This is a genomic window from Streptomyces sp. NPDC050619, assembly GCF_040654815.1.
Lineage (GTDB): Bacteria > Actinomycetota > Actinomycetes > Streptomycetales > Streptomycetaceae > Streptomyces.
In genome coordinates, this window is sequence record NZ_JBFAIR010000056.1 from 43,667 (window position 1) to 53,446 (window position 9,780).

9 protein-coding genes and 1 pseudogene are annotated in these 9,780 nt (G+C 70.9%); 4 read left to right on the forward strand and 6 right to left on the reverse strand.

Going from position 1 to position 9,780, the window contains the following annotated elements:
* Positions 1-28 precede the first annotated feature (28 nt).
* Entirely contained in the window at positions 29-2,107 is a 2,079-nt protein-coding gene (locus AB0I77_RS49080; RefSeq protein WP_363289490.1) for an AAA family ATPase, read from the forward strand.
* Between the two features lie 101 nt (positions 2,108-2,208).
* On the opposite strand, the gene AB0I77_RS49085 is transcribed toward AB0I77_RS49080, so the two are convergent.
* Both AB0I77_RS49085 and AB0I77_RS49090 read right to left on the reverse strand, forming a co-directional pair.
* Positions 2,209-3,042 carry a nitroreductase/quinone reductase family protein gene (locus AB0I77_RS49085; RefSeq protein ID WP_363289491.1) on the reverse strand — a complete coding sequence of 278 codons (834 nt, stop codon included), beginning with the start codon at positions 3,040-3,042 and terminating at the stop codon, positions 2,209-2,211.
* 239 nt (positions 3,043-3,281) lie between these two features.
* Positions 3,282-4,163 (reverse strand): NAD(P)-binding domain-containing protein, encoded by an 882-nt coding sequence (locus AB0I77_RS49090; RefSeq protein ID WP_363289492.1) that lies wholly within the window; start codon positions 4,161-4,163, stop codon positions 3,282-3,284.
* Between the two features lie 64 nt (positions 4,164-4,227).
* On the opposite strand from AB0I77_RS49090, the gene AB0I77_RS49095 reads away from it, so the two are divergent.
* Positions 4,228-4,566 carry a helix-turn-helix domain-containing protein gene (locus AB0I77_RS49095; protein WP_363289493.1) on the forward strand — a complete coding sequence of 113 codons (339 nt, stop codon included), beginning with the start codon at positions 4,228-4,230 and terminating at the stop codon, positions 4,564-4,566.
* 226 nt (positions 4,567-4,792) lie between these two features.
* Here the strand turns inward: AB0I77_RS49095 and AB0I77_RS49100 are convergent, their stop codons facing one another.
* From AB0I77_RS49100 to AB0I77_RS49115, 4 genes are all read right to left on the reverse strand, one after another.
* The gene (locus AB0I77_RS49100; protein ID WP_363289494.1) at positions 4,793-6,025 is read right to left on the reverse strand and encodes a GDSL-type esterase/lipase family protein; all 1,233 of its coding nucleotides are present in this window, start codon (positions 6,023-6,025) and stop codon (positions 4,793-4,795) included.
* Positions 6,026-6,036: 11 nt separating this feature from the next.
* Positions 6,037-6,609, reverse strand: a complete 573-nt coding sequence (locus AB0I77_RS49105) for a WHG domain-containing protein (RefSeq protein ID WP_363289495.1) — start codon at positions 6,607-6,609, stop codon at positions 6,037-6,039.
* Positions 6,610-6,697: 88 nt separating this feature from the next.
* Positions 6,698-7,477 (reverse strand): SDR family oxidoreductase, encoded by a 780-nt coding sequence (locus AB0I77_RS49110; RefSeq protein ID WP_363289496.1) that lies wholly within the window; start codon positions 7,475-7,477, stop codon positions 6,698-6,700.
* Positions 7,478-7,629: 152 nt separating this feature from the next.
* The gene (locus AB0I77_RS49115) at positions 7,630-8,511 is read right to left on the reverse strand and encodes a GNAT family N-acetyltransferase (RefSeq protein WP_363289497.1); all 882 of its coding nucleotides are present in this window, start codon (positions 8,509-8,511) and stop codon (positions 7,630-7,632) included.
* A gap of 260 nt (positions 8,512-8,771) precedes the next feature.
* On the opposite strand from AB0I77_RS49115, the gene AB0I77_RS49120 reads away from it, so the two are divergent.
* Together AB0I77_RS49120 and AB0I77_RS49125 are read left to right on the forward strand one after the other, a co-directional pair.
* Entirely contained in the window at positions 8,772-9,008 is a 237-nt protein-coding gene (locus tag AB0I77_RS49120; RefSeq protein ID WP_363289498.1) for a hypothetical protein, read from the forward strand.
* Positions 9,009-9,526: 518 nt separating this feature from the next.
* Positions 9,527-9,780, forward strand: a pseudogene (locus AB0I77_RS49125) (hypothetical protein); the annotation flags it as partial.

Below are 9,780 nucleotides of genomic sequence, written 5' to 3' on the forward strand. Positions count from 1 at the left end.
GTTACGTTATTCCGGTACGCTCGCTGGAATGACGTCACTCGACCACCTCCTCCAGGACTCGCTCCGGCACGAACGCACCCACAACGACCGCTGCCGCGCCGCCCTCACCGCGATGGTCGACGGCGCCGAGGAACAGGTCGTCACCGGCGAGGACGTCTCCGCCTCCGGTGCCGACGCCGAAGTCCTCGGGTACCGGCTGCGCAGTCAGGCCAAGGAGCTGCGGGAACTGCCCGAAGGGCCGTTGTTCTTCGGGCGGCTGGACTTCGCGGAGGGTGAGCATGCTGGTCAGAGCTACCACCTCGGGCGGCTGCGGATCAGTGAGCATCCCGCCGCGCCGCCCCTCGTCGTCGACTGGCGGGCACCCGTCTCCCGCGCCTTCTACCAGGCGAGCGCCCAGGACCCGCAGGGCGTCGCCGTGCGGCGGAGGTTCGGCTGGGCGTCCGGCAGCCGGGGCGACTCCGCCGACCTGACCGGCCTGGAGGACGAGCACCTCGACCGGCGGCGAGGTCACGGGGGAGAACCGCACGTCAGCGACATCGTGGCCCGCGAGATCGAGCGGCCCAGGGTCGGTCCCATGCGGGACATCGCCGCGACCATCCAGCCCGAGCAGGACGACCTCGTACGAGCGGACCTGGCGGTGTCCGTGTGTGTGCAGGGCGCCCCCGGCACCGGGAAGACCGCCGTGGGACTGCACCGCGCCGCCTACCTCCTCTACACCCACCCGCAGCGCATCCGGCGCGGGGGACTGCTCATCCTCGGCCCCAACCGGACCTTCCTCTCCTACATCTCGGAGGTGCTGCCGGCGCTGGGCGAGACCGGCGTACGGCAGTCGACGCTCCAGGAGGAGATCGCGCGCCACCCCGTCACCGGGACCGACCACGAGCGGGCCGCCGTCGTCAAGCACGACGCCCGGATGGCGGAGGTGCTGCGCCGGGCGCTGTACGCGCGCGTGCGGGCGCCTTCCGGCGGCGCCGACTCCCTGGCCGTGCCCGACGGGTCGTACCGCTGGCGGGTGCCCGCCGGTGAACTCGCGCGGATCCTGGCGGCCGTACGGGACGAGGAGCCGCCGTACGGCGTCGGGCGGGAGCGGGTGCGCAGCCGGGTCGTCCGGTATGTGCAGACGCGGGCCGAGCGGCGGGCCGGGCCGCAGAACGGCGCCTGGGTGCAGAAGATCTCGCGGTCGCGGGCGGTCGGCGCGTACGTCGACGCCGTATGGCCTCGCGTGCGGCCCGAGGAGGTCGTGGCCGAACTCCTCGCCGACCGGGCAGTGTTGAAGGCGGCGGCCGACGGGATCCTGGACGCCGGCGAGCAGCTGGCCCTGCTGTGGGCGAAGCCGCCGCGGTCGTGGAAGTCGGCACGCTGGTCGGCCGCCGACCTGGTCCTCCTCGACGAGGTCGCCGGGCTCGTCGAGCATCCCGAGGGGTACGGCCATCTCGTCCTCGACGAGGCGCAGGACCTCTCCCCTATGGAGTGCCGGGCCATCGCCCGCCGCGCCGCCTTCGGCTCGCTCACCGTCCTCGGCGACCTGGCCCAGGGGACCACGCCCTGGGCGGCGCGGTCGTGGGACACCGTCCTGCGCCACCTGGGGAAACCGGACGCGGCCGTCGTACCGCTGACGACCGGGTTCCGGGTGCCGGCGGCCGTCGTGACGCTGGCGAACCGGCTGCTGGAGAGGCTGGGCGTGGACGTCCCGCCGGGCGAGTCGCTGCGCCGGGACGGGGAGTTGCGGATGCGGGAGGTGAGGGAAACGGGGTTCGCGAAAGGGGCGGGCGCCGGTGGTCTGCTCGGGGCGGTCGTGGACGCCGTACGGGATGCGCTGGCGCGCGAAGGGTCCGTCGGGGTGCTCGCCGCCGACGCGGACGCGGGCCGGGTGCGGGCGGCGCTCGACGCGGCGGGGGTCGTGGCGGCGGGGCCGGGTGAGGTGGGCGCGCGGGTGAGTGTGGTGCCGGCGAGTGTCGTGAAGGGGCTCGAATACGACCATGTCGTCGCCGTCGAACCGGCCGCGATCGCGGAGGCGGAGGAGCGGGGGCTGCACCGGCTGTACGTGGTGCTGACGCGGGCGGTGTCGCGGCTGGAGGTGGTGCATCAGCGGGCGTTGCCGTTCTGACGGGCGGCCGTTGCCGTTCTGGGCGACGGCCGCCCTGGCGAAGAGCGGGACCAGCCGAGGAGTGGGATCAGCCCAGGAGTGGGATCAGCCCAGGAGCGGGATCAGCTCAGGAGTGGGATCAACTGCTCCTCCTCGTACGTCAGATGGGCTTCGAGCTCCGTCGTGAGGCGCTCGACCTCCGCGCGGGCCGCGTCCGGGTCCGAACCCTCGGCGGTCACGGCCCGGCGCAGGTCCTCGGCGAGCGCGGCGATCCGTACATGCTCCTCGCGCAGTCGCGTCAGCGCGGGGGCGGCCTGCGGGTAGCGGTCGGCGAGGAGCGGGAACATGCCGATGTCCTCGCCGGTGTGGTGGTTGTGCAGGCCCTGGCAGAAGGTCAGGCAGTTGACGCGGAGCTGGGCACCGAGTGTCGAGGTGCCGGTGCTCATCTCCTTGCGGATCTGGGCGAGTTCGCGGCGGAACCCGTCGTGGACGACCTTGATCGCCTCGCCGAAGGAGCCGGCGTTGATGTTCGGCGGGCCGTCCTGGGCGATCTCGTGCAGGGCGACCACCGGTATCACCCGTTCCGTCTTCTCCTGGTACGCCGCCCAGCCCGGGTCCGCCTCGACGGCCCGCGCGAAGGCCTGGTCGCGCTCCTCGCCCGCGAGGACGACGGCCCGCGCCTCGTAGGTGAACGCGCCGGAATCCACGGTGACTTGGGGATGTGCGAGGAGGTTGCGGTACCACTGCGGGTGCTGCGGCGCGCCGCCCGCCGAGGCGATGACGAGGATGCGGTCGCCGCCGTCGGGGAGGTAGCCGACGGGGGTGGTGTGCGGGGTGCCGGTGCGGGCGCCGGTGGTGGTCAGCAGGATGAGCCGCGCACCCTCGAAGTAGCCGCCTACGCGGCCCTTGTTGGCGCGGAACTCTTCGATGATCTGTTCATTGAACGGGTTGGGCACTCTCTCTTCTTTCTCTGTCGCTGGCTTCTTCTGTTGATCGAAGGCGGCGCAGAGAAAGAGGCGGGCCCCTGGCCCTCCCCCACTCTCGAATTCGCTCGAGCGGGGGGACCCCCATCGGCCTCACTCAGAGGCCGGGCACCCAACTCGCTCACGGCACAAGGCCGACCCGGCAGTCATGGCCGGAACAGTAGCGTCCTGGCCATGATCGGTACCACCGGGTTTCCGGACATCCCCACGCCTCAGCGCCGCCCCAGCAACTCCGTGACCCGGATGAATCCGTCCGTGCCGTGGCCGAGGCCGACGACCCGGCGGGCCTGGCCCTCGGCGGCGCGCAGCACGCTCGCGTCGATGCCGTGGGCCTCGGAGGTCTCGACGATGTGCGCCATCGACGAGACCGCCGAGGTGATCGGGTTGAGCTCGCCGGAGTAGGTGCCGCTGTCGATGTCGTCCGCGAACTCCTCGAAGAGCGGCGGCAGGATCGCGCCGATGCCTGCGGCGAAGGGGGCCAGTTCCCGCGCGGTGATGCCCTCGGCCCGGGCCACCGCCAGGGCGTGCGCGTAGCCCGCCATCGCCGTCCAGAAGATGTCGAGCAGGGCGATGTCGTAGGCGGCGGCCCGGCCGATCTCCTCGCCCAGGTGCGTGTGGGTGCCACCGAGCGCGTCCAGTACGGGCCGGTGCTCGCCGTACAGGTCCTCGGGGCCGCTGTGCAGGAACACCGCGGCGGGGGTTCCGATGGTCGTGGTCGGCGTCATGATCGCGCCGTCCAGGTAGCGGATGCCGTGGGCCGCCGCCCAGCTCGCCGTGGACCGGGCGCGGTCCGGGGTGTCGGCGGTCAGGTTCGCGACGCTGCGGCCCTTGAGGGCGTCGGCGACCGGCGCGTCGCGCAGGATGGCGTCGGCCGCGGCGTAGTTCATCACGCAGACGACGGTCAGCGGGCTCGCGGCGACCGCCTCGGCCGCCGACGGGGCACCGGACGCCCCGCGTGCCAGCAGTTCCCGGTCCCGGCCCGGGGTGCGGTTCCAGACGGTGGTCCGCAGACCCGCGTCCAGGAACGCACCGGCCAGCGCCCGGCCCATCGGCCCGAGCCCGAGAACGGTGACGGCAGACTGGTCGTCAGACATGCTTCAACTCCCTTGAAAAAGCTACGATTGAAATTGCGGACGAATGATGACGAAAGGGGCGGACGTGACGCGTGGACGAGCCCAGGACCTGAACGTCTGTGGAGTGACCGCCGCGATCTCCGTGATCGACGGCAAGTGGAAGACCGCGCTGCTGTGGCTGCTGGAGTCCGGCCCGCACCGGCCGGGTGAGCTGCGCCGCCGGCTGCCCGGGCTCAGCGAGAAGGTGCTGACTCAGGCCCTGCGCGAGATGGAGACGGACGGGCTGGTGCACCGGGAGGTGCACGACGTACTGCCGCTGAAGACGGAGTATTCCCTCACCGAGTTCGGCCGCGAACTCTCCGAGGTCCTGGCCCCCCTTTCCGACTGGGGACACCGCCGCCTGGAGAGGCTGACGGCGTCCTGATGCCCCTTGGTGATCCCTGAGGGCCGTGACCAGCTTCGGCCGACCGTCGCGCGCTGCCAAGTACCCACAAAAAAGTGGGTGCGGTGCCCGCCGCCGGTTCGGCAGCATGGCGCCCATGCGGGTGCCTCGCCCTGGACCGCGCCGACGAGTGCCCCACGGCGCTCCGACGACACCGACATGGCGTGCCGCGCGGCAGCGCACCGCGCCGCCTTGGGATCGACCCGGATCACCAGGCGTTGCGCTCCTTGAACGCGCCCTGGGCGGCGAAGGCCAGTTCGGCGAAGCGTTCGCCGATGCGGCGGTGGGTGGCGGTGTCCGGGTGGAGCTCGTCGGGCAGCGGCAGTTCGGCGAAGTCGGTCTCGCCGTAGAGGCGGCGGCCGTCGAGGTAGTGCAGGTTCGGGTCCTCGGCCGCCCGCTGCTCCACGATCCGCGCCAGCTCGTCCCGGATGACGCCCAGGGTCAGTTTCCCGCTCGCGCGTTCCGCCGGATCGCCCGTGGCGATGAACCGCAGTTGCCCCGTACCGAGGCTGGTCATGTCCCAGGCGGCGGGGCCGGGTGTGTCCTCGTGGATGGGGCACAGGATCGGCGAGACGACCAGCAGCGGTGTGCTGGGGTGACCTTCGCGGATGGTGTCGAGGAAACCGTGCACCGCCGGGGTGAAGGCGCGCAGGCGCATCAGGTCGGCGTTGACCACGTTGATGCCCATCTTGACGCTGATCAGGTCGGCCGGGGTGTCGCGCAGCGTGCGCGCGGTGAACGGGTCGAGCAGGGCGCTGCCGCCCAGGCCCAGGTTGATCAGCTCCACACCGCCGAGGGACGCGGCGAGCGCGGGCCAGGTGGTGGTGGGTCTGTCGGCGTTGGAGCCGTGGCTGATGGAACTGCCGTGGTGCAGCCACACCCTGCGGCCCCGGTCGGGTGCGGGCTCGACGGGGGCGTCGGTGCGCAGGGCGACGAGCTCGGTGGTCTCGTTGTGCGGCAGCCATATCTCGACGTCCTTGAGGCCGTCGTTCTTGAGGCCGTCGTTCTTGAGGCCGTCGTTTTTGACGGCTTCGCGCGTGCGGCCGTCGGGCAGGTCGGTGAAGCGGAGGGTGCTGGGCGGGCCCGGGCGGTGCTCGGTGGTCCCGGTGGCCATGTCGATGGTCAGGGTGTTGCCGCCCGTTGCGCTTGCCCGGCCGGCCGGGCGGCCGTCGACGAGCAGCTCGTACACGCCGTCCGGGCGCGGCGGTGCGCCCACGTAGACCCGCTTGGTGGGCAGCGTGTCCAGTTCGACGGTGGTGGCCCGGGTGCGGAAGACCAGCCGTACGCCGGAGGGCTGGCTCTCGGCCATGGCCAGTTGCGCGTCGGTGTACTGGGCGCGGGCCCAGGCGGGCAGCCGGTGCGGCAGCACGCCGTGCTCGGTGTGTTCCAGGTCGATGGCGCCGCGCAGGAGGTCGGCGGTAATGGGCGTGGTGATGGGCATGGTGGTCCAAGTCATGGGGTGGTGGGCCAGTTCCGCAGCAGGGCGTCGAGGGCGTCCAGGATCCGGGTCCACGTTTCCTGCGAGTCGGGGGCGCTGTGGCTGAACCCTCCCCCCAGCTCCAGGCTGACGTAGCCGTGGAAGACGCTGCCCAGCAGCCGTACGGCATGGGTCTGGTCCGGCTCCGTCAGGTCGTAGCCGCGCAGGATCGCCCGGGTCATCTGGGAGTGTCTGCCGCCGGCGCTGGCGGCGGCCGTGTCCGGGTCGAGTCTGAGCTGGGCCGCGGCGTAGCGGCCGGGGTGCTCGCGGGCGTAGTCGCGGTAGACGTTCGCCAGGGCGGCCAGGGCGTCCTTGCCGGCCCGCCCGGCCAGCGCAGCGGCGCCGCGGTCGGCGAGCTCCTCCAGGGCGAGCAGGGCGATCCGGGTCTTGAGGTCCTGTGAGCTCTTCACATGCGAGTACAGACTCGCGACCTTGACGTCGAACTGCCTGGCGAGCGCCGAGACGGTCACCTGGTCGAAGCCGACCTCGTCGGCCAGTTCCGCACCCGCCCGGGTCAGACGTTCCGTGGTCAGCCCTACGCGTGCCATAGCCACCCTTCCATTCGGCGAAGCCCATTGTGCGTTTGCCTAACAGCTTTAGGCAAACTGGCTCGCGGTTATGGAACTATGGCAGGCGCTAGTGCACGGAGAACCCGCCGTCGACGAAGATCGCCTGCCCGGTGACGTAAGCGGAGGCGCGGCTCGCCAGGAACACCGCCGCGCCCGCGAAGTCCTCGGCCAGACCGTTGCGCCCGACCATCGTGCGCGCGGCCAGCGCCGCCACCCTCTCCGGGTCGGACGACAGCCGCGCGTTGAGCGGTGTCATCACGAAGCCCGGCACCAGCGTGTTGCAGGTGACGCCGTGCGGCGACCATGCCTCGGCCTGTGAGCGGGCCAGAGACTCCAACGCCCCTTTGGAGACCCCGTAGGCACCGCTCTGGACGAACGCCCGATGTGCCTGCTGGGAGGTGATGTGGATGATCCGCCCGAAGCCCCGTTCGGCCATGCCGGGCCCGAACCGCCGGCCGAGCAGATAGGGCGCGTCCAGGTTCACCGCCATCGTGGTGTCCCACACCTCCTCGCCCAACTCGCCCATCGGAGGCCGCAGGTTGATCCCGGCGCAGTTCACGAGGATGTCGGGCTCCCCGAACGCCTCGGCCGCCCCCTCCGCCGCCGCGCGCACCCCGTCGCGGGTGCCGAGGTCGGCGCTCACCCAGGCGGCCCGGCAGCCGTCCGCCGACAGCTCGTCGACCGTGGCGACCAGCCCCTCCTCCTTGCGCGCCACCACCACAACGCTCGCCCCCGCCCGCCCGAGGGCCCCGGCGATGGCCCGGCCGATGCCGGAAGTACCGCCCGTCACCAAGGCAACCCGGCCGTCCAGCGAGAACAGCTCGGAGAGGTAGGTCTGTGAGGTCATACCGGCACCTTAGAGGGGGCGCACCGAACCGGAGCCGCCGTGCGTCGATACGGAGCCGGCTCCTCGCGGTCGGGAGATCCTCTGGGGCACCGGTGAGGTAGGTCGCGGTCACGGCTGCTCCCCCCGCATCGTCACGCCAAGTTCGTTGGTTCTCAACGGACTTCCGGTACGGCGCGCGAGAAGTCGTACACCGCCCAGTCGGTGAGCGGGCGATAGCCGAGGCGCTGGTAGAGGGCGTTGCTGGTGGGGTTGGCCAGGTCCGCGAACAGGACGACGTCCCTCGCGCCCGCGGCCAGCGCGGCCCGGCTCACCTCCGCCGTCACGGCGCCCGCGTAGCCGAGGCCGCGTAGGTGGGCCGGTGTGTAGACGATGTCCACCTGGATCTGGCCGCCGATCAGCGGGTTCATTCCCGCGATGGAGACGGGAGTGCCGTCCGGGGTCTCCCAGAGCGTGTAGCGCTTGTCGGCGTAGCGCGTGCTCGCCCAGGAGTCGGCGTCGATGGAGACGACTTCCCCGACGGCCTTGGCGAACTCGCCGCACCAGAACATGACTTGCTCAAGATCCTGCTCGCCCAGGACGCGGCCCCGGCCCGACGGCAGCGGCTCCGGTGGGGTGAGCGTGCCGAGGCGGTACAGACGGAGCCGCGTGTCGCGGAGTTTCGGCATCGCCCCGGTGTGCCGCTGCCAGGCCTCGGCGAAAGCGGTGGCGGTGCTGTGGCCCGCGCTGACGGAGCGAAGGGAGTGCCCGAGGGCGGCCAGGCGGGCGGCGAGGGAGTCGGCCTGCTCGGGCGTGAGCGGGGAGAGGCCCAGAGCGCCGGGCGGGAGGCGGTAGAAGGTGGCGCGCGCCTCACCCGCTCGCTCCAGCACGCCGAAGACGGGGGTTTCGGCGCCGAACGCGTCCGTCGTACGCGTTCGCACTCTCTCGGCCCACGTCAGCTGCATGACGTGGAGGCCGGGCCGCGAGCGCAGGAAGTCTCCGGCTCGGGCGAGGAAGTTGTCGACGTCTTCGGTGAGGTGCCAGTCATCCGGTCGCATGCTTCATGATTCCCCATTTTCCGTCTCGCGGATTCACCTCGAATACCCCCGGGTATCCTCCACATTGTGAAGAGATCCCGATATCTCTTCACGTAAAGAGTGTATTTGCAAATGGGTGATTCTTGATGACAGTATGACCGACATCGAAAGAGGCGCGCCTGTCCGAGTTGCGGCCGTCAATCTGTCGAGTCATTCATTTGGTTGGCGAACCGCTGAACCGTTGATCCGCCAGGCGGTGCGCCACAGAAGGGATCGTTTACATGCGAAAGCGACTTGCGTTGGTTGCCGCGAGTGTCCTGGCAGCCGTTGGTGTTGGGTTGGCCATGGCTTCCCCCGCCAGTGCCGAGAACTTCGGCGCTTACAAGACCCAGGCGGAGTGCGAGGCAGCGAAGTCAGCCCGCAGCGGCGTGAATTCGCTCGGCGAACCCCTTAGCTGCGGCTTGACCACCGGCGACGAAGGTGCGTGGGTGCTGGCCGACAACCGCGGTGGCGGCTGACGGCGGCATCACGACTCCCATAGGCAGGTAGGGAAAGTCGAGGGGGCACGGTCGGCGACCGTGCCCCCTTTGTTCTTCTTCTGCTCTTCTTCCACGCCCGGCGCGGCACTGGTGCAGGACTACGACGGACTGCCGCGCATCGCCCCGCCGTGCCGTCCGGATGGGGCGCGGACGGCACGGTGTTCATCCACGGCGGCAGTAAGGTCTCCGTCCGGCAAACGAACGACGGCCTCCGCGACGGGCAAAGGGGCACGGCGTCGGCGCGCGGCGGGGTGCCGAGATCGCCTACCTTTCAGCTTGTTTCTTGCGAGGAACCCCGAGCGTTCACGCCCGGGAGGAATCGCATCCTGGGTCAGGCGGCGCGGAGCGCCGCAGCGTCATGGTGTCTGCTCGGCCGCGGAGCAGGCGGGGCTCTTGTCCGGGCAGGGCATCGACGCGCGGCCGTGTGCTTCACTCGTTTAGGTGATCGGCTTCGAACGTGCGGTGCCGTGTCGCGCGGGTGTGTACGTTCGGTGCTTGTGAAGCTGGTGGTGCAGGTCAAGCTGCTGCCGACGCCCGAGCAGGCGGCGGCACTCGAGGCAACCCTGCACGCCTGCAACGAGGCCGCCACCTGGGTGAGCGAGGTGGCCTTCGAGCGCGGGGAGTTCAAGAACTTCGCCTTGCGTAAGCGCGTCTATGACGAGGTGAAGGCGCGGTGGGGGCTGGGAGCGCAGGCGGCCCAGCATGTGATCAAGAGTGCGACACGAAGTCGCTGTCGTCGAGTGGAGGCACG

What these genes read in the sequence shown, in the direction of transcription:
- AB0I77_RS49105 (WP_363289495.1), bottom strand. Translation starts at nt 6,609, where the DNA reads ATGGCACGCGTAGGGCTGACCACGGAACGTCTGACCCGGGCGGGTGCG.
- AB0I77_RS49080 (WP_363289490.1), top strand. Translation starts at nt 29, where the DNA reads ATGACGTCACTCGACCACCTCCTCCAGGACTCGCTCCGGCACGAACGC.
- AB0I77_RS49100 (WP_363289494.1), bottom strand. Translation starts at nt 6,025, where the DNA reads ATGCCCATCACCACGCCCATTACCGCCGACCTCCTGCGCGGCGCCATC.
- AB0I77_RS49115 (WP_363289497.1), bottom strand. Translation starts at nt 8,511, where the DNA reads ATGCGACCGGATGACTGGCACCTCACCGAAGACGTCGACAACTTCCTC.
- AB0I77_RS49110 (WP_363289496.1), bottom strand. Translation starts at nt 7,477, where the DNA reads ATGACCTCACAGACCTACCTCTCCGAGCTGTTCTCGCTGGACGGCCGG.
- AB0I77_RS49090 (WP_363289492.1), bottom strand. Translation starts at nt 4,163, where the DNA reads ATGTCTGACGACCAGTCTGCCGTCACCGTTCTCGGGCTCGGGCCGATG.
- AB0I77_RS49120 (WP_363289498.1), top strand. Translation starts at nt 8,772, where the DNA reads ATGCGAAAGCGACTTGCGTTGGTTGCCGCGAGTGTCCTGGCAGCCGTT.